19 protein-coding genes and 1 tRNA gene are annotated in these 21,166 nt (G+C 69.2%); 7 read left to right on the top strand and 13 right to left on the bottom strand.

Going from position 1 to position 21,166, the window contains the following annotated elements; all coding sequences use genetic code 11:
* Nucleotides 1-7 precede the first annotated feature (7 nt).
* On the bottom strand, nt 8-1,225 hold the full coding sequence (locus tag ACG04R_RS09505) for a DUF1444 domain-containing protein (protein ID WP_394408712.1): 1,218 nt from the start codon (nt 1,223-1,225) through the stop codon (nt 8-10).
* A gap of 85 nt (nt 1,226-1,310) precedes the next feature.
* Complete coding sequence (locus ACG04R_RS09510) at nt 1,311-2,039, bottom strand: siderophore-interacting protein (protein WP_394408715.1); 729 nt, start codon at nt 2,037-2,039, stop codon at nt 1,311-1,313.
* A gap of 33 nt (nt 2,040-2,072) precedes the next feature.
* Between ACG04R_RS09510 and ACG04R_RS09515 the strand changes: the two genes are divergently transcribed.
* Nucleotides 2,073-2,543, top strand: coding sequence for a MarR family winged helix-turn-helix transcriptional regulator (locus ACG04R_RS09515; protein WP_394408718.1), 471 nt, complete (start codon nt 2,073-2,075; stop codon nt 2,541-2,543).
* Between the two features lie 28 nt (nt 2,544-2,571).
* On the opposite strand, the gene ACG04R_RS09520 is transcribed toward ACG04R_RS09515, so the two are convergent.
* The 5 genes from ACG04R_RS09520 to ACG04R_RS09540 all read right to left on the bottom strand — a co-directional run bounded on the left by ACG04R_RS09520 (nt 2,572) and on the right by ACG04R_RS09540 (nt 7,535).
* On the bottom strand, nt 2,572-3,495 hold the full coding sequence (locus ACG04R_RS09520; RefSeq protein ID WP_394408721.1) for an amidohydrolase family protein: 924 nt from the start codon (nt 3,493-3,495) through the stop codon (nt 2,572-2,574).
* 11 nt (nt 3,496-3,506) lie between these two features.
* On the bottom strand, nt 3,507-4,190 hold the full coding sequence (gene ligK / locus ACG04R_RS09525) for a 4-carboxy-4-hydroxy-2-oxoadipate aldolase/oxaloacetate decarboxylase (protein WP_394408724.1): 684 nt from the start codon (nt 4,188-4,190) through the stop codon (nt 3,507-3,509).
* Nucleotides 4,191-4,356: 166 nt separating this feature from the next.
* Nucleotides 4,357-5,385, bottom strand: a complete 1,029-nt coding sequence (locus ACG04R_RS09530) for an amidohydrolase family protein (protein WP_394408727.1) — start codon at nt 5,383-5,385, stop codon at nt 4,357-4,359.
* Nucleotides 5,386-5,410: 25 nt separating this feature from the next.
* Complete coding sequence (locus ACG04R_RS09535) at nt 5,411-6,796, bottom strand: MFS transporter (RefSeq protein ID WP_394408730.1); 1,386 nt, start codon at nt 6,794-6,796, stop codon at nt 5,411-5,413.
* Between the two features lie 28 nt (nt 6,797-6,824).
* Nucleotides 6,825-7,535 carry a substrate-binding domain-containing protein gene (locus ACG04R_RS09540; protein WP_394408733.1) on the bottom strand — a complete coding sequence of 237 codons (711 nt, stop codon included), beginning with the start codon at nt 7,533-7,535 and terminating at the stop codon, nt 6,825-6,827.
* A 95-nt stretch (nt 7,536-7,630) separates the two neighbouring features.
* Here ACG04R_RS09540 and ACG04R_RS09545 point away from each other — a divergent pair, with 95 nt between their 5' ends.
* Nucleotides 7,631-8,524, top strand: coding sequence for a LysR family transcriptional regulator (locus tag ACG04R_RS09545; protein ID WP_394408736.1), 894 nt, complete (start codon nt 7,631-7,633; stop codon nt 8,522-8,524).
* Between the two features lie 43 nt (nt 8,525-8,567).
* Nucleotides 8,568-9,917: a cytochrome P450 gene (locus ACG04R_RS09550; protein ID WP_394408739.1), complete on the top strand. Its 1,350-nt coding sequence runs from the start codon at nt 8,568-8,570 to the stop codon at nt 9,915-9,917.
* A 52-nt stretch (nt 9,918-9,969) separates the two neighbouring features.
* On the opposite strand, the gene ACG04R_RS09555 is transcribed toward ACG04R_RS09550, so the two are convergent.
* From ACG04R_RS09555 to prfB, 4 genes are all read right to left on the bottom strand, one after another.
* Nucleotides 9,970-10,045: transfer RNA gene (locus tag ACG04R_RS09555), tRNA-Thr, on the bottom strand.
* Nucleotides 10,046-10,078: 33 nt separating this feature from the next.
* Nucleotides 10,079-11,089, bottom strand: a complete 1,011-nt coding sequence (locus ACG04R_RS09560) for a class 1 fructose-bisphosphatase (RefSeq protein WP_394408742.1) — start codon at nt 11,087-11,089, stop codon at nt 10,079-10,081.
* Nucleotides 11,090-11,094: 5 nt separating this feature from the next.
* Nucleotides 11,095-13,770 carry an aminopeptidase N gene (gene pepN, locus ACG04R_RS09565; RefSeq protein ID WP_394408745.1) on the bottom strand — a complete coding sequence of 892 codons (2,676 nt, stop codon included), beginning with the start codon at nt 13,768-13,770 and terminating at the stop codon, nt 11,095-11,097.
* A gap of 99 nt (nt 13,771-13,869) precedes the next feature.
* Nucleotides 13,870-14,974, bottom strand: a protein-coding gene (gene prfB, locus ACG04R_RS09570) for a peptide chain release factor 2 (protein ID WP_394408749.1) whose coding sequence is annotated in 2 segments (ribosomal slippage) — nt 13,870-14,892 and nt 14,894-14,974 — 1,104 coding nt in all. Because the reading frame shifts where the segments join, the coding sequence is not laid out codon by codon here.
* A 58-nt stretch (nt 14,975-15,032) separates the two neighbouring features.
* Between prfB and ACG04R_RS09575 the strand changes: the two genes are divergently transcribed.
* Nucleotides 15,033-15,287 carry a DUF4212 domain-containing protein gene (locus ACG04R_RS09575; RefSeq protein WP_394408752.1) on the top strand — a complete coding sequence of 85 codons (255 nt, stop codon included), beginning with the start codon at nt 15,033-15,035 and terminating at the stop codon, nt 15,285-15,287.
* Nucleotides 15,288-15,299: 12 nt separating this feature from the next.
* Here the strand turns inward: ACG04R_RS09575 and ACG04R_RS09580 are convergent, their stop codons facing one another.
* Both ACG04R_RS09580 and ACG04R_RS09585 read right to left on the bottom strand, forming a co-directional pair.
* Nucleotides 15,300-16,139 (bottom strand): substrate-binding periplasmic protein, encoded by an 840-nt coding sequence (locus ACG04R_RS09580; protein ID WP_394408755.1) that lies wholly within the window; start codon nt 16,137-16,139, stop codon nt 15,300-15,302.
* A 67-nt stretch (nt 16,140-16,206) separates the two neighbouring features.
* Nucleotides 16,207-17,103 carry an alpha/beta fold hydrolase gene (locus ACG04R_RS09585; RefSeq protein WP_394408758.1) on the bottom strand — a complete coding sequence of 299 codons (897 nt, stop codon included), beginning with the start codon at nt 17,101-17,103 and terminating at the stop codon, nt 16,207-16,209.
* Nucleotides 17,104-17,147: 44 nt separating this feature from the next.
* On the opposite strand from ACG04R_RS09585, the gene ACG04R_RS09590 reads away from it, so the two are divergent.
* The 3 genes from ACG04R_RS09590 (at nt 17,148) to ACG04R_RS09600 (ending at nt 21,159) form a co-directional block, all read left to right on the top strand.
* A complete protein-coding gene (locus ACG04R_RS09590) occupies nt 17,148-17,678 on the top strand; it encodes a GNAT family N-acetyltransferase (RefSeq protein WP_394408761.1) in 531 nt (176 codons plus the stop codon).
* A gap of 97 nt (nt 17,679-17,775) precedes the next feature.
* On the top strand, nt 17,776-19,461 hold the full coding sequence (locus ACG04R_RS09595) for an acetate--CoA ligase (protein ID WP_394408764.1): 1,686 nt from the start codon (nt 17,776-17,778) through the stop codon (nt 19,459-19,461).
* A gap of 180 nt (nt 19,462-19,641) precedes the next feature.
* Nucleotides 19,642-21,159 carry a glycoside hydrolase family 30 protein gene (locus ACG04R_RS09600; protein WP_394408767.1) on the top strand — a complete coding sequence of 506 codons (1,518 nt, stop codon included), beginning with the start codon at nt 19,642-19,644 and terminating at the stop codon, nt 21,157-21,159.
* Nucleotides 21,160-21,166 lie beyond the last annotated feature (7 nt).

Raw genomic sequence — 21,166 nt, forward strand, 5'->3', positions numbered from 1 at the left:
GCAGGCTTCAATCCAGGGCAGCCTTGGCGGCCAGCGCGTGCAGCACGTCGCGCTCGGGGAAGCGGCGCACGCGCCAGCGTGCGGGGACATGGTCGGTGCGCTCCATCAGCGCGCCGAACTGCTCCTGCACCGTGCTCCAGCGCAGCCGCGTGTGCCAGGTCTTCTCGCCGTCGCGGTACAGCAGCACGACGCTCTCGGACTGCGGCAGCAGCGTGTCGACGTTCTCCGACCACACCGAGTAGCTCGTCAGCGGGCCGCCTTCCTTCTGCATCAGCGTGCAGCTGGCGACGAAGATGTCGAGCTTGTCAGCCTCGAACTGGCCTTCCAGCACCTGGCGCTGGCCTTCGTAGTCGTCGGCGGCGCTGCGCACCAACATCTGCGCCTGCTGCGCGGCGGCGTCGCCCGAGGCCTCGAAGCGCGTCCACGTCGTGCCCTGCAACCGCAGCAGCTCGAACGAGACCCAGCGACCCTGCTCGTCCAGCGCGTTGTGGGCGATCTGCACCAGCGCCTGGATGCCGGCCGCGTTGGCCGCCGACGTGACCAGCAGCGCATGGCGGAACGGCGCCATCGCGACCGGGTCGGCGATGCCCAGCCGGTAGATGAGGTCGGGGATCAGCAGGCGCGAGCTTTCGTAAGCGTCACCCCACTGACCCGCCCAGACGCCCGGCGCCATCTCCGCCCAGCCGCCGTGCTCGGGCAGCCCGCGCAGGTTGTCGATGGCGTCCTGCAGCGCCTGCTCAAGGCTCACGCCCCACTGGGCGAGGTTGCGGTCCTGCACGTACACCATGGAGTCGGGCAGGTCCACGACCAGCGCGACCACGAGGTCAGCGGCCAGCGGTCGCTGCGCGGCCTGGGAACCGGGTGGTGCGTCCTTGGCGGATGCCGTGCCGAGCCGCACGAGGCCCATGCCGCCGACTGAGCGCACGACCGGCATCAGCCGTGGGCGGGCGGTGGCGTAGTCCTCGGGGATGGCGTTGTCGACCATCAGGCTGGCGAGGAACTTCTGCAGCAGGGCCTGGCGCTGCGCACGCGGTGCGTTCTCGTACTCGCGGCGCAGGTTGCCCAGCGAAATGACATGGGTGCCGCCACCGCGCTTGAGCCGTATCTCCTGGCGCTCGGGCGACGCCTGGATGTCGGTGCAGCCGTTGGCCTGCAGCCAGCGTGTGGTGTCGCGGATGAGGCCGTCGAGGGTAGGGCGGCCGAGGAGGCGGTCGAGGAATGACATACGTCGATTCTGGTGGCCGCACGTTGCGCCTGCCGAACCAGGTCACGGCGGCCTGTCGCCTCGACGCGGGACGACTCCCTAGGCTTCAGGCCTCCAGCGTCTCGTGGAAGGCCGTGGCGCCGGCCTTCCAGTAGGCCGCCACCTTCAGCTGCTCCTTGGCCAGGCCCTTGCCCACCAGCACGGCGCGCAGCGCCGCCATCGCGGACGCCTCGCCGGCCGCCCAGGCGAAGCCTTCGCCGGCGGGCAGGGCCAGCGCCGCGACGGCGGCCTGCAGTGCCTCGGGCGTGTCGACCCATTGGACTTGCGTGTGCGCCGGCCCGGCGGGGAGTTCGCGGTCCTCCACGGCGGCCTGCAGCACGACCAGCACCTGCGCATCGGCCGGCAGTTCCTCCAGGCGGCGCCGCACGGCCGGCAGCGCGGAGTCGTCGCCGACGAGCAGATGCCAGTCGTAGTCCATCGGGATGACCATGGAGCCGCGCGGGCCGCCCACCAGCAGGCGCTGGCCCGGGCTAACCTGGCGTGCCCAGTCGGACGCGGCACCGCTGCCGTGCAGCGCGAATTCCAGCGTCAGTTCCTGGCGCGCGGTATCGAAGCTGCGCGGCGTGTAGTCGCGCTTGGCGTCGTCGCCGAAGAACAGCTTGACGTGGTCGTCGAAGGAATCGGAACGGAAGGTGGCGAGCGAGTCGCCGTGCAGCGTGACGGCGACGAAGCCGGGGCTCAGGCGTTCGACGCGCGTGACTTCGAGGTCACGGCGCTGCAGTTCGTGGCGGATGCGCTGGATGCGGCGCACGGGCAGGGTGTCTTGGTCGGACATGGCGGTGCTTGATGGTTGATAATGTCATCCATCATGCGCAAACAAGTTGATGTTGTCAACCAAAGTTCCGACCTGGCCGAGGAGGTCGTGGAAAGCGTCCACGCGGTCATGCACCGGTTCCGCTCGCTGCAGTTCCAGGCGCTGAAGGAGGCGGCGCACGACCTCAGCCACATGGAGGCCAAGGCGCTGGGCTTCTTCGCGGCCCGGCCGGGCGCGACGCAGAGCGAGCTGGTGCAGCACTCGGGGCGTGACAAAGGCCAGGTGGCGCGGCTCATCGCCGGGCTGCGCGAGCGCGGCCTGCTGGAAGCAGGCGCGGACGCGAGCGACAAGCGCAGCGTGCGGCTGCAGGTCAGTGCCGCGGGCAAGGCGCTGCAGCAGCAGGTGCGCAAGCAGGCCCGGCGCGTGTCCGCGCAGGCCGTCAGCGGGCTCGACGACGCCGAGTGCAGGCAGCTGCTGGCGCTGCTGGCCAAGCTGCGTGACAACCTGGCCGAGGGCGAGGCCTAGCCGGCTTGCCCCCGGGCGATGGGCTCGCTCACAGCTCCGGCCAGTACAGGCGCATCGGGTTGTCGACCAGCAGCTTGCGCTGCAGCTCGGGCGTCGGCGCGATGTGCGGGATGAAGTCCACCAGCAGGCCGTCGTCGGGCATGTGGTCCTTCAGGTTGGGGTGGGGCCAGTCGGTGCCCCACAGCACGCGATCGGGGAACTCCTCGACGACGCGGCGGGCGAACGGCACGACGTCGCGATAACTTGGCATTCCAGCCGCCTGCTCGCCGTCCAGCGCGCGCGGGCCGGTGACGGACAGCCGCTCCGGGCAGCTCACCTTGCTCCACACGTTCGCGTGCTCGCGCATGAACTTCAGGAACAGCTCGAACTCCGGGCCATCGATGGGCTTGCTCACGTCGGGGCGGCCCATGTGGTCGACGACGACGGTGGTGGGCAGCGCGGTGAAGAAGTCCCACAGCTCGGGGAGGTCGACGGCCTCGAAGTAGATGACGACATGCCAGCCCAGCCTGGCGATGCGGCCGGCAATCTCCATCAGCTCGTCCTTGGGCGTGAAGTCCACCAGCCGCTTGACGAAGTTGAAGCGCACGCCGCGCACGCCGGCCTCGTGTAGTGCCTGCAGTTCGCCATCGCTGATGCTGCGCCGGACCGTTGCGACGCCTCGCGCCCTGCCGCCCGAGGCCTTGCAGGCGTCGACCATCGCACGGTTGTCGGCGCCGTGACAGGTGGCCTGCACGATGACGTTGCGAGAGAAACCGAGGTGGTCGCGCAGCGCGAACAGCTGCTGCTTGCTCGCGTCGCAAGGCGTGTACTTGCGCTCGGGCGCGTAGGGAAACTCGGCGCCGGGGCCGAACACATGGCAATGCGCGTCGACGGCGCCGGCCGGCAGCTTGAACTTGGGCGTGCTGGGGCTGGCGTACCAGTCCAGCCAGCCGGGGGTCTTGGTGAATTCCACGTCGGGCATCCTCAGTCGATGTAGCGCAGCCCGGCCTTCTCCAGCGGCTCGCGCATCTTGTACATGTCCAGGCCGAGCACGCCGGAGGCGAGCTTGGCGCGCTTCTCGCCCTCGAAGCTCTCGCGCTTGCGGGCGGCTTCCAGCGTCTCGACGGCGCGGGCCGCCGGCACGCAGACGACGCCGTCGTCATCCGCGACGATGACGTCGCCCGGCGTGACCAGCATGCCGGCGCAGACGACCGGGATGTTGACCGAGCCGATGGTCGCCTTGATCGTGCCCTTGCTGCTGATGCACTTGCTCCAGACGGGGAAGCCCATCTCCTGCAGCGTCTTCACGTCGCGTACGCCGGCGTCGATGACCAGCGCGCGCGCGCCGCGGGCCTGGAAGGACGTGGCGAGCAGGTCGCCGAAGTAGCCATCCGTGCACTCGGCCGTGATGGCGGCGACGACGATGTCGCCGGGTTGGATCTGTTCCGCCGCGACATGCATCATCCAGTTGTCACCGGGGTGCAGCAGCACCGTGACGGCGGTGCCGGACACCTGCGCGCCCGGGTAGATGGGCCGCATGTAGGGCTTGAGCAGGCCCACGCGGCCCATGGCCTCGTGCACGGTGGCCGAGCCCAGCGCGGCCAGGCCGTCCGCAGCGGTGCGGTCGGCACGCTGGATGTTGCGGTAGACGACTCCGAGTTCGTACATATCAGTTTTCCAATCCATTCAGTGGGTTCGCGGGCCGAGCGCCGGGCCGCTCCCAAGCCGGCCCGTTCTGACGATGTGCTTGCGGCTCGATGCCGCGAGCATCGTCGCCCCCTCGGGGGACCGACCGGACTGGCCCGCGTTCAGCGGGGCCAGGCTGGGCGAGGGGTCAAAGACCCTTGGCCTTGAGTTGCGCGTCCAGGCGCGGGAACACGCGGCGGGCGTTGCCTTCGTAGACCAGCTGGCGTTCCTCGTCCGTGAGATTGGCCGTGGCCTCGACGTAGCGCTTGGTGTCGTCGTAGTAGTGGCCGGTCTGCGGGTCGATGCCGCGCACGGCACCGATCATTTCGCTGGCGAACAGGATGTTCTTGACCGGGATCACGTCGGTCAGCAGGTTGATGCCCGGCTGGTGGTAGACGCAGGTGTCGAAGAAGATGTTGTTCAGCAGGTGCTCGTCCAGCAGCGGCTTCTTCAGCTCCTGGGCCAGGCCGCGGAAGCGGCCCCAGTGGTAGGGCACGGCGCCGCCGCCGTGCGGGATGAGGAACTTCAGCGTCGGGAAGTCCTTGAACAGGTCACCGGTCAGGCACTGCATGAAGGCCGTCGTGTCGGCGTTCAGGTAGTGCGCGCCCGTCGTGTGGAAGCAGGCGTTGCAGCTGGTCGAGACGTGGATCATCGCGGGGATGTCGTACTCGACCATCTTTTCGTAGATGGGGTACCAGTGGCGATCGGTCAGCGGCGGGCTGGTCCAGTGTCCGCCGGACGGGTCGGGGTTCAGGTTGATGCCCACGTTGCCGTACTGTTCCACGCACTTGACCAGTTCGGGGATGCAGGTCGCCGGGTCCACGCCAGGCGACTGCGGCAGCATCGCGGCGGGTACGAAGTGGTCGGGGAACAGTTGCGCGACTCGGTAGCAGAGTTCGTTGCAGATGGCGGCCCAGGTGGCGGAGGTGCTGAAGTCGCCGATGTGATGGGCCATGAAGCTGGCGCGCGGGCTGAAGATGGTCAGGTCCGAGCCGCGCTGCTTCATCAGCTTGAGCTGGTTGCTCTCGATGGACTCGCGCAGCTCGTCGTCGCTGATGCGCAGCTCGCTGGCCTTGGGCGCCTTGGTGGGGTCCTTGAGGCCGGCGATCTGCAGGTCGCGCCAGGCGCCGAGGGCGGCCGGCGCGGTCGTGTAGTGGCCGTGGACGTCGATGATCATGGGGGGAGTACTCCTGGTGGTCGGTTCAGTGCGCGAGGGCGCCGCCTGCGCTGGCTTCGCCGTCATCGGCGAAGCGGTCGGCGTCGCGCTTGATCCACAGCGCCACCGCAGCGATGAGCGCGGGTACGGCCAGCACGGCGAACACGGTGCCGATGCCGGCGTGCATGGCGCTCAGTTGTGCCACCAGCAGCGAGCCGAGGATGCCGCCGAAGCGGCCGATGCCCAGCATCCAGGCCACGCCGGTGGCACGCGCGTTGGTGGGGTAGAAGCCCGCGGCCAGCGCGGGCAGCGACGACTGCGCGGTGTTCATCAGCACGCCGGCCAGGAACACGCCGACGACCAGCGCGCCGACGTTGCCCACCAGCTGGCCGATGGCCCACACGGCGACCGCCGTCAACGCGAAGCCCAGGGCCACGATGCGGTTCGGTTCCACGCGGTCCATCAGCCAGCCGAAGAACACGGCGCCCACGCCGCCCAGCGGGAACAGGGCCGAGATCAGCGTCGCGGTGCGCGGCTCGATGCCGGCTTCCTTGAACAGCAGCGGCATCCAGTTGATCAGCGCGTAGAAGATCACCAGGCCCATGAAGTAGGCCGCCCACAGCATCAGCGTGCCCAGCCGGTAGGGCCGCGCCAGCACCTGCGCGAGGCCGCCGCGCTCGTTGGTGACGACGCGGGTCTCGGTCATCGTGAAGCGGGCGATGCCTTGCACCTGTTCGCCGGCGATGCGCGCCAGCGTGGCGCGGATGCGCTCGACGGGCTGGCGGCGCGTGACCATGAAGCGCACCGATTCCGGCAGCCACAGCAGCAATGCCAAGGTCAGCACGAGCGGCACGACGCCGCCCAGCACCAGCACGCTCTGCCAGCCCCACTGCGGGATCATCCACGCGGCCAGGAAGCCGCCGAAGGCCGCGCCCAGCGGAAAGCCGCAGAACATCAGGTTGGTCAGCGTCGCGCGCCGCGAGCCGGGGCAGTACTCGCTCATCAGCGTGACGGCGCTGGGCATGGCCGCACCCAGGCCCAGGCCGGTGACGAAGCGCAGCGCGCTGAGCTGCACGATGTCGGTCGCGAAGGCGGAGGCGAGCGTCGCGACGCCGAAGATCAGCACGGTGGCCGTCAGCACGCGCTTGCGGCCCAGCCGGTCGGCGACGGGGCCCGACAGCAGCGCGCCGGCCGCGAGGCCGAACAGCGCGGCGCTCAGCACGGGTGCCAGCATGGGCTTGGTGACGCCCCATTCCTTGATCAGCGACGGGGCGATGTAGCCGATGGCGGCGGTGTCGAAGCCGTCCAGCAGCACGACGAAGAAGCACAGCGCGAACACCACCCATTGCCAGGCGGAGAAGGGGTGGTCGTCGATGAGGCGCTGCACATCCACGGTGCGGTTTCCGGGCGTTGGGGTCCGTTCAGTCTGCACAGTTGTCTCCGTTGGTTTTGGTGTCTGTTCAGTGCGCCGGCGACACGGCGCGCATGCCGTGCTGGCGCTTCAGCCCGTCGTTGACCGGGCTGGCCATGAAATCCAGCAGCGCCAGTCCCGCCGCAGGCTGGGCCGCACCGGCCACGACCGCGCCGCTGAAGCGGCTGACGATGTCCACCTCGGGCGGCATGCCGCCCAGCAGCGTGATGCCGTCCAGGTCCAGCAGCTCGCTGAGCTGCTGGAAGCCGATCTCGACCTCGCCGTCGGCCACCAGGCGGCCCACCGGCACGCCGGGGCGGGCCTGTACGAGGCGGTCCTTCAGCGCGGCCATGACGCCCCAGCGCTCGAACAGCTGCAGCAGCGCCGTGCCGCTGGGGCCGGTCGAGTAGCCGATGGCGCGGGCCTGCAGCACGGCGGCGCGCAGCGCGGCCTCGCTGCCGACGTCGGGCAGGGCGGCGCCGGTGCGCACGGCGATGGCGACGCTGGAGTCGGCGATGGGCCGCACGCTGCCGGGCAGCAGCCGGCCGGCGGCGTCCAGCCGGGCGATGGCGTCGTCGGCCAGCACGACGACGTCGAAGGTCTCGCCGCCCTGGACGCGCTTCGCGGCATCCACGCCGCCGACCGACTCGATGTGCGTGGCCGGTCCGCCCGCCCGCAGGTGGGCCTGGGCCAGCGCCGTCAGCAGGTGGCGTGTGGCCATCGACGAGATCAGCGTGAGGGCGGTGGGGGCAGGGTTCATGGCCGGCGATTCTTCGCAGCCCAGCCCTGCCAGGCTAGGTCTGGCTGCGGCTAGCAGCTATAGCGATCCGGCATGGGCTCTGCCAAGATGCGGGCATGACGCTGAACCAGATCGAGTATTTCATCCAGGTCGCCGAGCACGGCAGCTTCAGCAAGGCGGCGCTGGTGCTGGGCGTGGCTCAGCCCGCGTTGAGCCGCCAGGTGCGGGCGCTGGAGACCGAGCTGCACGAAACGCTGTTCCTGCGCAATGGCCGAGGCGTGGCGCTGACCGAGGCCGGCCGCCGGCTGCTGGAGCATGGGCAAGGCATCCTGCACCTGGTGGCGCAGGCGCGCGAGGACCTGGGGGCCAGCCGCAATGAGCCTGTGGGGCAGATCGTCGTGGCCATGCCGCCGACGCAGGCGCGCATGCACACGCTGCCGCTGATCGAGGGCTTTGCCGCCAGCTGCCCGCGGGCGCGGCTGGTCATCATGGAAGGCTTTTCGACCCACCTCACCGAATGGCTGGTGTCGGGCCGGGCCGACCTGGCGCTGGTCTACAACCCCGAGCCGTTGCCGGCGCTGGAGATCCTGCCGCTGCGCGAGGAGTCGCTGCTGCTGCTGAGCCCGCCGGACTCCGCGCCTGCCGGGCCGCTGACGCTGGCCGAGCTGTCGCGGCTGCCGCTGATCATGCCGCAGCGCGGCCATGTGTTCCGCAAGCGGATGGAGGAGGCTGCGGCGATGGCCGGCGTGCAGCTGCGCGTCGTCTGGGAGGTGTCCAGCGTGCCGACCATCCTCGACCTCGTCGCCGCCGGCCTTGGCCATGCGGCACTGGGCGAAGACGTGCTGCGCGCGTTCGAACACCCCGAGCGCCTGACCGTCACGCGCTTCCAGGCCACCGACGTGAAGACCACGCTGTGCCTTGTCACGCCGGCCCTGAAGCGCTCGACGCCGCTGATGCAGCGTACCGCGGCGCTGCTGATGAAGCTGGTGCGCGATCCGTCGCGGCACTGAGCCGGTCGGCAGGGCAAGCAGTTCCTGCCCTTGTGCCGCACCGTTGGCGACAGCGGGATGGCCAATACACTGCGCCGCCCGCTGCGGCGCAGGCGATGGCCGGGCCGATGAGAGACCGACGATTCGATACGACACCACGACAGGCGCCGGCATCCCGGCGCGACCCCTTGAGGCGCTGCCCGCTACCGGCGCCTTCCACGGCGATCCCTACGAGCGATACCGCGAGCTGCGCCTGGCCGGCCCCATCCACTGGGCGCCAGACTGGTTCGGCGGTGCCTGGCTGCTGACAACCTTCGACGGCGTGCAGGCCGCGCTGAAGGATGGGCGGTTGTCCGCGCAGCGGACCGGCGGCTGGGTCATGCGGCAGGCCTTGCGCGGCAGCCCCGAGCGCCGACGCCTGACGGACATGCAGCGGCTGTTCGCGCGCGCGATGTTGTTCGTCGACAAGCCCGCCCACCCGCGCCTGCGCGCCGCCATGCAGCAGGCCTTCCGGCCCGCCCGCGTCGAGGCGCTGCGCGGCCAGGTCGGTGGTCTTGTGGAAGAACTGATCGACACCATCGAACAGCGCGCGCCCGGCGGCGAGCCCTTCGACTTCATCGAGCAGTTCGCGACGCCGCTGCCCAGCCGCGTCATCGCGCGCTTCCTCGGGCTGCGGCAGACGGACGAGGCGCGCTTCCTGCGCTGGTCGCAAAGCCTCGCGGCTTTCCTGGGCTCGGTGTCACCGACCGCCGGTGAGACGCTGGCCGCGCATGCCAGCCTGGTCGCGATGGGAGACGAGATCGAGCGCTGCATCCGGGATGGCGACGTCGAGCCCGACGGCCTGATCGCCGACCTCGCCGCCGCCGAGGCACAGGGCCGCATCGAAGGACGCACCGAGCTGCTGGCGCAGTGCGCCATGCTGCTGTTTGCCGGGCATGAGACGACGCGCCACCTGCTCGGCACGGCCGTCCATTGGCTGCTGCGCGAGCCGGATCGGTGGCGCACGCTCGAAGCCCCGGCGAGGCTACGCTCGGCGGTGCGTGAGCTGCTGCGTTGGGACAGCCCGGTGCAGTACACCGGCCGGCGCGCGAACTGCGACTTCGAGCTGTTCGGCGCGGCCATCCGGCGCGGTGACCTCGTGCTGCCGCTGATCGGCGCGGCCAACCGCGACCCGGCGCGCTACGACGGCGCGGAGCGGCTGGACCTGGACCGGCCGCTGGGCCTGCCGCTGTCCTTCGGTACCGGCCCGCATGTCTGCATCGGCGCGGGGCTGACGCTGATGGAGGCCGAGTGCGCGCTCGGCGCGCTGGTGCGCCGCTGGCCGGGGCTGTGTCTGGCCGACGCCGATCCGCCCTGGATCGCCGCGCCGCTGTACCGCGGGCTGTCGACGCTGGCGCTGAGCCGCGGCGCGTAGCCCGCCGGAAAAGACAAAGGGCCCGATCTGTCGATCGGGCCCCTCGAGGTTCTGGTGCCGGCAAGAGGAGTCGAACCCCCGACCTTCGCATTACGAATGCGCTGCTCTACCAACTGAGCTATGCCGGCAATGACGTTGAAGTCAGCCCAAGAGTATAGCGCTTAATTTGCTTCGCGGTGATAGGCCGTGATGCGCTCGACTTCGTTCTTGGAGCCCAGCGCCACGGCGACGCGTTCGTGGAGCTTGCCGGGCTTCAGGTCCATGATGCGGTCGACACCGTTGGTCGCGGCGCCGCCGGCCTGCTCGACGAGGAAGGCCATCGGGTTGGCTTCGTACAGCAGGCGCAGCTTGCCAGGCTTGTCGGGTTCGCGCTGGTCCCAGGGGTACATGAACACGCCGCCGCGGGTCAGGATGCGGTGCACGTCGGCCACCATGCTGGCGATCCAGCGCATGTTGAAGTCCTTGCCGCGAGGGCCGGTGGAGCCGGCCAGGCATTCGTCGATGTAGCGCTTCACCGGCGGCGCCCAGTGGCGCATGTTGGACATGTTGATCGCGAATTCCTTCGTGTCCTCGGGAATCCTGATCTGGTCCTGCGTCAGCACCCACGAACCCGTCTCGCGGTCCAGCGTGAAGACGGCGACGCCGTCGCCCACCGTCAGCACCAGCATGCTCTGCGGGCCGTAGACGCAGTAGCCGGCGGCGGCCTGCTGCTTGCCGGGCTGCAGGAAGTCGTCTTCGCTGACGCCGCGCGAATGGCCCACCTTGCGCAGCACGCTGAAGATGGTGCCGATGGAGACGTTGACGTCGATGTTGGACGAGCCATCCAGGGGGTCGAACAGCAGCAGATATTCGCCTTGCGGGTAGCGGTTGGGCACGACGTAGATGCCGTCCATCTCCTCGCTGGCCATGGCAGCCAGATGACCACCCCACTCGTTGGCCTCGATCAGCACCTCGTTGGCGATGATGTCGAGCTTCTTCTGCACCTCGCCCTGCACGTTCTCGCTGCCGGCGGAGCCGAGCACGTCACCGAGGGCGCCCTTGTTGACGGCGATGGCGATGCGCTTGCAGGCGCGCGCGACGATCTCGATCAGCAGCCGCAACTCCTGCGGGATGTGGCCGTGTTCGCGTTGCTGCTCGATGAGGTACTGGGTGAGGCTGGTCTGGCGGGACATACTGCTTAGGCTCCAGAGGCGAGGGCGCGTTCGACGATCTCGCGAACGTCGGTGGACAGGTCGGACTTGGCGGCCACGCGGGCGATGGCTTCGCGGGCGGCGCTGCGGTAGGGCTCGGCAAGCTGGGCCCAGCGGTCCATCGCGCGGGCGACGCGGCTAGCGAGCTGCGGGTTGATGGCGTCCACGGCCAGCACCTGCTCGGCCCAGAACACGTAGCCCGCGGCGTCGGTGCGGTGGAAGGCGGCCGGGTTGAACATGCACAGGGATGCAAGCAGGCTGCGTGCCCTGTTGGGGTTCTTCAGCGTGAAGTCGGCGTGCTTGGTCAGCGCCTTCACGCGGGCGAACACGCGGCCTTCGGACTCGGGCGCGCGGGCTTGCAGCGCGAACCACTTGTCGATGACCAGCGCGTCGTCCTTGAACAGCGCGTGGAAGCGCTCCAGCGCCGGCGCAGCCAGCTCGGCGCCCGCGTTGACGAGGGCAGCCAGTGCGCCGAGGCGGTCCGTCATGTTGGACGCGTCCTTGAAGCGCTGGTAGGCCTTGCCGGGCCAGACGGTGTCGCCGGTAGCCTGGGCGTCCAGCACCAGCATGGACAGTGCGAGGTTGGCCAGGGCGCGCTTGCCGGAGGACACCGGATCGGGCGTGTAGCCGCCCTGGATCTGGTGCGCCTCGAAGGCGGCGGCCCAGTCGTCGCGCAGTGCGCTGGCGAGCTGTGTCTGTGCCGCGATGACGGCGGCGTGGATGGCCTGCGGGTCGACGACGTCCAGCTGCTCGGCGATGTAGGCCTCGCCGGGCAGCGTCAGCGCCAGTTCCTTGAAGGCCGGGTCCAGCTCCGGGTGGTTGAGCACGCCGCGCATCGCGTCGATGAAGACGGGGCTCAGCACCAGCGGCTGGCCGGCGCGCAGCGCGTGCAGGATGCGGTTCAGCGCCAGGCGCTGGCCGGCTTCCCAGCGGTTGAACGGGTCGCTGTCGTGGCGCATCAGCACCAGCAGGGCCGCGTCGGACAGGCCGTCATGCAGAACGACCGGGGCCGAGAAGCCGCGCAGCAGCGAGGGCACCGGCTCGCTGTCGATGTTCTCGAACACGAAGGTCTGCTCGGCCTGGTCGAGCACGAGGACCTGCTCGGTGTCGCCGTTGGCGTTCAGCGCGAGCGCGGTGCCGTGGCGGTCCAGCAGGCCCATGACCACCGGGACGACTTGCGGCTGCTTGTCGGTCTGGCCGGGTGTGGCGGGCGTCTGCTGCGTGAAGCGCAGCGTGTAGGTGCGGGCAGCGGCGTCGTGCTCGCCAAAGGCCGTCACGCGCGGCGTGCCGGCCTGCGAGTACCAGCGCTTGAAGGCGTCCAGGCGCGTGGCGAGGGCCGATCCGGGGTTGGCGTCGGCTATTGCCGCGGCGAAGTCGTCGCAGGTCACGGCCTGGCCGTCATGACGCTCGAAGTACAGCTTCATGCCGGCCTCGAAGCCCTTGCGGCCGACCAGTGTCTGGTACATCCGAACGACCTCGGCACCCTTCTCGTAGACAGTGGCCGTGTAGAAGTTGTTGATCTCGCTGTAGCTGTCCGGGCGCACCGGGTGGGCCATCGCGCCGCTGTCCTCGGGGAACTGCATGGCGCGCAACTGACGCACGTCCTGGATGCGGCAGACCGCGCGCGCCGACGTCGTGCCGGCCATGTCCATGCTGAATTCCTGGTCGCGGAAGACGGTCAGGCCTTCCTTCAGCGACAGCTGGAACCAGTCGCGGCAGGTCACGCGGTTGCCGGTCCAGTTGTGGAAATACTCATGCGCGACGATGGACTCGATGCGCGCGAAGTCGGCATCCGTCGCCGTGGCCGGCGAGGCGAGCAGGGCGCTGGTGTTGAAGATGTTGAGGCCCTTGTTCTCCATCGCGCCCATGTTGAAGTCGGACACGCCGACGACCATGAAACGCTCCAGGTCCAGCGGCAGCTGGAAGCGGGCCTCGTCCCAGACCATGGACGCGATCAGCGAGTTCATCGCGTGCTCGGTCTTCTCCAGGTCGCCGCGGCGCACATAGACCTGCAGCAGGTGGTCCTTGCCGGCGCGGGTGCGCACGCGCTGCTCGCGCGCGACGAGGTCGCCCGCGACGACGGCGAGCAGGTAGCTGGGCTTGGGGAAGGGGTCGGACCAGACGGCGAAGTGGCGGCCCTTGTTGCCAGGTTCTTCCAGCGTGCCGCTGCTCACCAGGTTGCCGTTGGCCAGCAGCACCGGATACTTCGTCGCGTCGGCGCGCAGCGTGACCGTGTAGACGGCCATCACGTCCGGCCGGTCCAGGAAGTAGGTGATGCGGCGGAAGCCCTCGGCCTCGCACTGCGTGAAGAAGCTGCCGCCCGAGGTGTAGAGGCCCGACAGCGCGGTGTTCTTCTCGGGGCAGGTGGTGTTGCGGATCTCGAGCGCGAAGTCGGCATCTGGAGCGTTGTCGATGACCAGCTCATTGCCTTCCTGGCGGAACGACACGCTGCTGCCGTCGATCAGCACACGCAGCAGGTTCAGCTCTTCGCCGTGCAGGCGCAGCGGGCCATGCGGCACCGAGCGGTTGCGCTCGACCTGCATCTTGCTCGTGACGAGGGTCTTGGCCGGGTCGAGGTCGAACGTCAGGTCGACCTTGCGAATCCAGAACGCCGGCTGCTGGTAGTCCAGCCGCTGGATCAGGGGAGCGGTGCCTTCACGCATGTGGGCTTCCTTGGGGGAGGGAAAGGTCAGGGCGGCCGCCGGATCACGGCAGCCGCCAGAGGCCGGCCAGGCAGGATGCGAGGCCGGCGGCGCGGGTCATCAGACGCCTTGCTTCAACGACTCGGTGATGAAGGGGTCGAGGTCGCCGTCCAGCACCTTCTGCGTGGCCGACGTTTCGTAGTTGGTGCGCAGATCCTTGATGCGGCTCTGGTCCAGCACGTAGGAGCGGATCTGGTGACCCCAGCCGACGTCGGTCTTGGTGTCTTCCAGCTTCTGCTGCTCTTCCATGCGCTTCTTCATCTCGTGGTCGTACAGGCGCGAGCGCAGGCGGCGCCAGGCGACGTCGCGGTTGCTGTGCTGGCTGCGGCCGTCCTGGCACTGCACGACGATGCCGGTCGGGATGTGCGTCAGGCGCACCGCCGAGTCGGTCTTGTTGATGTGCTGGCCACCGGCGCCCGAGGCCCGGAAGGTGTCGGTGCGCACGTCGGCCGGGTTGATGTCGATCTCGATCGAGTCGTCCACCTCGGGGTAGACGAACAGCGACGCGAACGACGTGTGGCGGCCGCCGGACGAGTCGAACGGGCTCTTGCGCACGAGGCGGTGAACGCCGGTCTCGGTGCGCAGCAGGCCGAAGGCGTACTCGCCTTCCACCTTGATGGTCGCACTCTTGATGCCGGCCACGTCGCCCGGCGTCTCGTCTTCCATCGTCGTCTTGAAGCCCTTGCGCTCGGCGTACTTCAGGTACTGGCGCAGCAGCATGCCGGCCCAGTCGCAGGCCTCGGTGCCGCCGGCGCCGGCCTGGATGTCGATGAAGCAGTTGCTCGGGTCGGCCGGGTTGTTGAACATGCGGCGGAACTCGAGTTCCTCGATCTTCTCGCGCAGCTTGGCGGCGTCTTCCTCGATGGCCAGCATGCCGGCCTCATCGCCTTCCTCGCGGCTCATTTCGAACAGCTCGGTGTTGTCGGCCAGCGAGCCGGTCAGCATCGTGATCGTGTCGACCACGGCTTCCAGCGTGCGCTTTTCCTTGCCCAGTTCCTGCGCGCGCTTGGGTTCGTCCCAGACCTTGGGGTTCTCCAGCGCGGCGTTGACTTCGTTCAGTCGCAGTGCTTTGCGATCGAAGTCAAAGATACCCCCTTAGCGCGTCGGTGCGCGCTGAGAGGTCGGCGAGCGTGTTGCCGATTTGGTTGATGTGTTCGATGTCCATGACGGGCGACGGTCTTCTGGGAAAAACGCGGATTTTCTCATGGGCCAGAATCAGCGCCATGAAGGAAACACCCCCCGACGACTACTGGCGCCGCACGCGGCAGCTCACGGTCTGGCTGCTGCTGGCCTGGGGCGTGGTCGCCTTCGTGCCGGTGCTGTTCGCGCGCGAGCTCAGCGTCGAGGTGTTCGGGTGGCCGCTGGCGTTCTGGCTGGCTTCGCAGGGCGCGCTGCTGGGGTTCTGCGCCATCGTCATCGTCTACGCCCGCTGCATGCGCCGGCTGGACGAGTCGGTCGGCCCCGGCGAGCCTCGCTGACGGGCAGGGTCCTCAGTTGGCCTTGAGCGCGTTGTCCATGCGCCGCGTCTCGGCCTCGCCGAAATGCTGCGCATAGCACTGCCTCACCCAGCCTGTCTTCACCATCTCGGTCAGGCGCTGGTCCAGCAGTGCGATGGTGCGTACCGGCACGGCCTGGCGGTTCACGTACAGGCCCAGCACCTGGGGCCGGGCTTCGGGCTCGTCGACGATGACGAGGTCTGCCGGCAGCGTGCCGTCGCGGCGCATCTTCACGTGCACGGCGTTGGGCATGAGCGCGACCTGCACGCGACGTGCGGCCAGCTTGGCGCCGAGGTTGGTGAAGTCGGGCGAGTATTCGGCGCGGCGGATGGCGAGCAGCTGCTCCAGGTGGGCGTCGATGCGGCTGTTGGTGCGGATGCCGCGCACGACGCCGAGCGTCAGCTCCGGGCGGCGGACGATGTCGGCCAGGCCGCGCAGGCCGGTGGCGGCCTCTGGCACGACCAGCAGGTCGTGCTTGGTGTAGCCGTAGGGCAGGTGGGCGCCGACGCGGTCACGCTCCGGCGTGCGCAGCATGGACGTGATGATGTCGACCGCACCGCGGTCGAAGTCCAGCAGCGCCCGGGCGCGGGGCAGGAAGACAAGCTGGAACGGGCAGCCGGTGCGGGTCTGCAACTCGTTGACGAGGTCGGGGATGAGGCCGCGGATCTGCCCCTGTTCCTGGTAGCTGCCGAGCCCCAGGTCCGACACGGCGACCTTGAGCGGGCGATCGCAAGAGGCCTGGGCGGCCGCGCCGCCGCACAGCATGGCCACCGCCAGCGCCAGCCAGCGGCGTCGGCCGCCGCGCTGTCGGATCGTGGTCTCGTGTCCTGGCATGGCTGAATTCTGCCGACGCAGCGTCATAAATGACCTGCGGTGCGTCAAGCCGTGAGGCAGGCGGGGGTCAATCGAGAAATAGTTCCAGTCTGGCGGCCAGCGCCTCGGGCTGGTCGTGGTGCAGCATGTGGCCGGCGTCCTGCAACACAGTGCGCTCAAGACCCGGGACCAGCGCCAGTCGCGCCTCGAAGTCGTCACGCGGGTAGCGGGTGCCCCAGAAGCGCGTCAGTTGGTCGTCGCTGCCTTCGATCCACAGCGTCGGCGCGGCAATGCGTTGCCAGCAGGCCAGCACCTCGGCCTTGCGGTAGAGCACCGGGTTGGCCAGCTTGTGGGCCGGGTCGGCGTTGAGCAGGAAGCCTTCGGGGGTTTCGCGCGCCCAGTGCTGCGCCAGCCAGGCAGCCTTGTCGGCGGCCAGGCGCGGGTTGTTCTTGCGCAGGCGCTCGGCCACGTCGGCGAGCGTCGCGTAAGGGCGCAGGGTGGGCGGGTCCTTCAACTCGTCCAGCCAGCGGGTCAGGCGTTCGGGCGCGGCGGCGGGCGAGACATCGGGCATGCCGAAGCCTTCGAGGTTGACCAGGCGGCGGATGCGCTGCGGCCGCACGCCCGCGTAGCTCATGACGACGTTGCCGCCCATGCTGTGGCCCAGCAGGTCCACCGGCGCGTCGGGGCTCAGCCGGTCGAGCAGGGCGTCGAGGTCGCCGAGGTAGTCGGGGAACCAGTAGCTGTCGCTGCCGGACATCTCGCTGAGGCCGAAGCCGCGCCAGTCCAGCGCGACGACCTCGCGGTCCTGCTTCAGCGCGTCGACGACGAACTGGAACGACGCACCAACGTCCATCCAGCCGTGCACCATGATGAGCGGCGGCTGCCCTGGCACGGTCTGACCCCAGCGAAGGATGTGGTGCCGCAGGCCGCGAAGGTGCAGGAATTCGTCTTGGTGGACACGGTGCGGGGCGTAGACATCGGGCATATCCGCACTGTAGGACACGGCAGTCCGCGGACAATGGCGTCACCATGCCCGCACCCCGCCACGACATCCGCGCCGCCGAGCCGCGCGACCTGAGAGCCATCGTCCAACTGATCAGCGAACTTGCCGAGTTCGAGAACCTGACGCACCTGTTGGAGGTCACGCCGGACAGCCTGGACCCGCACCTTTTCGGCGACGAGCCGTCGGCGGAATGCCTGGTGGGAGAGATCGACGGCGAGGTCGTTGCCTTCGCACTTTTTTACAAGAACTTCTCGACCTTCCTGTCCAAGCCCGGGCTCTACCTGGAGGACCTGTACGTGCGCCCCGCCCACCGCCGCAGCGGTCTGGGCCGCGCACTGCTCATCGAGCTGGCCCGGTTGGCCTGCGAGCGCGGCTACGGCCGCTTCGACTGGACCGTGCTGGACTGGAACGAGGACGCCATCCGCTTCTACGAGAAGCTGGGCGCCGAGGTGCTGCCCGACTGGCGCATCTGCCGCCTGACCGGCGACGCGCTGGAGCGCTACAGCGACGGCGACCGGCCGAGCATGTGGTCGCCGTCGAGCTGGCTCGGTCTGTGACCTGACGGCCCGGGGGGAGCTCCGGGCAATCCATGAGGCCAGCGCTGACAGCGCTGGCTAGCATTCCGCCCCTTTTCTCCCTAGAACGGGGTGGGTGATGGAAGACCGTTACGCGCAGCTGCACGCCGCCTTCCGTTGGCAGGTGCCGGACGACTTCAACATCGCCGAAGCCTGCTGTGGCCGCTGGGCGCGTGAGACGCCCAAGGCGACGGCGATCTACTTCGACAGCGAGAGCGGCTGCCGAGCCGTCTACAGCTACGCGCAGCTGCAGCGTGCCGCCAACCGGCTGTCCAACGCCTTGCTGAACCAGGGCGTGCGCCGCGGCCACCGCGTGGCCATCCAGCTGCCGCAACGCTTCGAGACGGCCGTTGCCCACATCGCCATCCAGCAGATCGGCGCGATCGCGATGCCGCTGTCGCTGCTGTTCGGCGCCGAGGCGCTGGAGTGCCGGCTGCAGGACAGCGGGGCCGTGCTGGCCATCGCCGCCTGTGAGGCGCTGCCGGCGCTGCGCGAGGTGAAGGCGCGTTGCCAGGCGCTGCGGCGCATCCTGGTCGTCGGTGATTGCACCGTGGAGGCCGACGAGCTGCCGTGGATGGACGCGCTGCAGGCCGAGGAGGCGCGCTTCAAGCCGGTGGCAACCAAGGCCGGCGACCCGGCCATCCTCATCTACACCAGCGGCACGACGGGAGCGCCGAAAGGCGCGCTGATCCCGCAGCGGGCGCTGGTGGGCAACCTGACCGGCTTCGTCGCCAGCCAGGATTGGTTCGGCTTCGACCCCTTCAACGCCAGCAAGCCCAGCGATGCGGTGTTCTGGAGCCCGGCCGACTGGGCGTGGACCGGCGGGTTGATGGACGCGCTGCTGCCGACGCTGTACTTCGGCCGCCCCATCGTCGCGTGGCAGGGCCGCTTCTCTGCTGCCAAGGCCTTCGAGCTGATGGCGGCCTACGGTGTCACGCACGCCTTCCTGTTCCCCACCGCGTTGAAGGCCATGATGAAGGCCGAACCCCGGCCCAGGCGCCACGGCCTGAAGCTGCGCGCGCTGATGAGCGCCGGCGAGGCCGTGGGCGACGTGGTGTTCGGCTGGTGCCGCGACGCTTTGGGCGTGCCGGTCAACGAGATGTTTGGCCAGACGGAGATGAACTACGTCGTCGGCAACTGCCAGGCCTTGTGGCCGGCCAGGCCGGGCAGCATGGGCCGCGCCTACCCGGGCCACCGCGTGGCCGTCATCGACGACGACGGCCGCGAATGCTCGCCGGGCGAGATCGGTGAAGTGGCCGTGCATGCGCGTGACCGCCACGGCGAGCCGGACCCGGTGTTCTTCCTCGGCTACTGGAACAACGACGCCGCGACCAAAGCCAAGTTCACCGGCGACCCCGCGGACAGCTGGTGCCGCACCGGCGACCTCGCGCGCAGCGATGCCGACGGCACGTTCTGGTACGAAGGCCGCGCGGACGACGTCTTCAAGAGCGCGGGCTACCGCATCGGCCCCGGCGAGATCGAGAACTGCCTGCTCAAGCACCCGGCCGTCGCCAACGCCGCCGTCGTGCCCAAGCCGGACGCCGAACGCGGCGCGCTGGTCAAGGCCTACGTCGTGCTGGCCGACGGTCATGCAGGCGACGCAGCGCTGGTCGAGGCGCTGCAAGCCCACGTGAAGGCGCGGCTGGCGCCCTACGAGTACCCCAAGGAAGTCGAGTTCATCGCCGCACTGCCGATGACGACCACCGGCAAGGTGCAGCGCCGCGTGCTGCGGCTGCAGGAGCTGACGCGCGCCGCCGCGGCCTAGAGGCTCCCGCCTTGCCCTTGTGACCGGCATTGTCGGCCACGGCTTGGAATCGGTTCCATTGTTTGAGGTGAAAGCACGGGCGACGCTGACCGCCTCGTGATGCTTCTCTATTGACAAGTTCATGCCCTGTCTCGGACACTGAATTGGAACCGATTCCAATTTCAACCCAGGAGACAGAACGTGACAGGACGAAGCATCGTCGGCGGAGCCGTGGGCGCCCGTGGCACATGGTGGGGTGCGCTGCTGGCCGCAGCGCTGGTGGCTGGCTGCGGCGGAGGCGGTGGTGGAGGTGGTGCAACGACGACGCCGACAACCCCAACCACCCCCACCACACCCAGCACGCCCACCCCGGTTCCCACCGGTACCACGGCCGAGCTCTGGATCACCACGCCCGACCAGGCCTCGCTGCTGGCCGCGCAGACGGCACTGCCGCTCTACACCGGCGCGGCCTCGGGCGCGACCATCACTGTCGACGCGACGCAGAAGTTCCAACAGATGGTGGGCTTCGGTGCCGCCATCACGGATGCGTCGGCCTACGTGCTCCAGCACGACATGAGCGCCGCGCAGCGCGACGCCTTGCTGGCCGACCTGTTCGGCCCGCAGGGCAACCGCTTCGGCTTCACGCGGCTGACGCTGGGTGCGTCGGACTTCTCGTCCACGCACTACAGCTACGACGACATGCCCGCGGGCCAGACGGACCCGACGCTGGCGGGCTTCTCCATCGCCCCCGCGCGCCAGGACGTGCTGCCCACCGTGCGCGCCGCGCAGGCGTTGAACCCCGACCTCGCGGTGATGGCCACGCCCTGGAGCCCGCCGGGCTGGATGAAGACGACCGGCTCGCTCATCCAGGGCTCGCTGAAGACCGACAGCTACGACGCCTTCGCGCGCTACCTGACCAAGACCGTGCAGGCCTTCGGTGCCGAGGGCGTGACGGTGGACTACCTGAGCATCCAGAACGAGCCCGACTTCGAACCCGCCAACTACCCCGGCATGAAGCTCAGTGCCCAGCAGCGCATCACGCTGGTGGGCGACTACGTGGGCCCGGCGTTGAAGGCCGCGGGGTTGCAGACCAAGCTGCTGGAGCTGGACCACAACTGGGACCTGAGTGGCCAGGTACTGAGCGTGCTGGGCGACACCAAGGCGGCCGGCTTCATCACCGGCGTGGCCTGGCATTGCTATGCGGGCGACGTCAGCGCGCAGTCCACCGTGCATGACGCCTACCCCACCATGGGAACCTTCTTCACCGAGTGCGTGGGCGGCGACTGGTCGCCGGGCTTCGGCGACACGCTCGGCTACAACATCCGCACGCTGATGATCGGCGCCACGCGCAATTGGGCGCAGAGCGTCGTGATGTGGAACCTGGCGCTGGACCAGAACCACGGCCCCCATCTGGGCGGTTGCGACAACTGCCGCGGTGTCGTCACCGTCGACAGCACGACCGGTGCCGTGACGAAGAACGCCGAGTTCTACGCGCTGGGCCACCTGAGCCGCTTCGTGCAGAAGGGCGCGCGCCGCATCGCGTCCACCAGCGGCACGGGCAATGTGCTGTCGGTCGCCTTCCAGAACCCGGACGGCACCAGCGTGCTGCTGGCCTACAACAACAACGCGACGGCCACCAACGTCGTCATCAACGCCGCGGCCGGCAACTTCTCGTACAGCATGCCGGCGCAGTCGGCGGCGACGTTCCGCTGGAAGTAGCGCGCGC

The sequence above is a fragment of the Pelomonas candidula genome, from assembly GCF_043555985.1.
GTDB classification, from domain to species: Bacteria; Pseudomonadota; Gammaproteobacteria; order Burkholderiales; family Burkholderiaceae_C; genus Pelomonas; species Pelomonas candidula.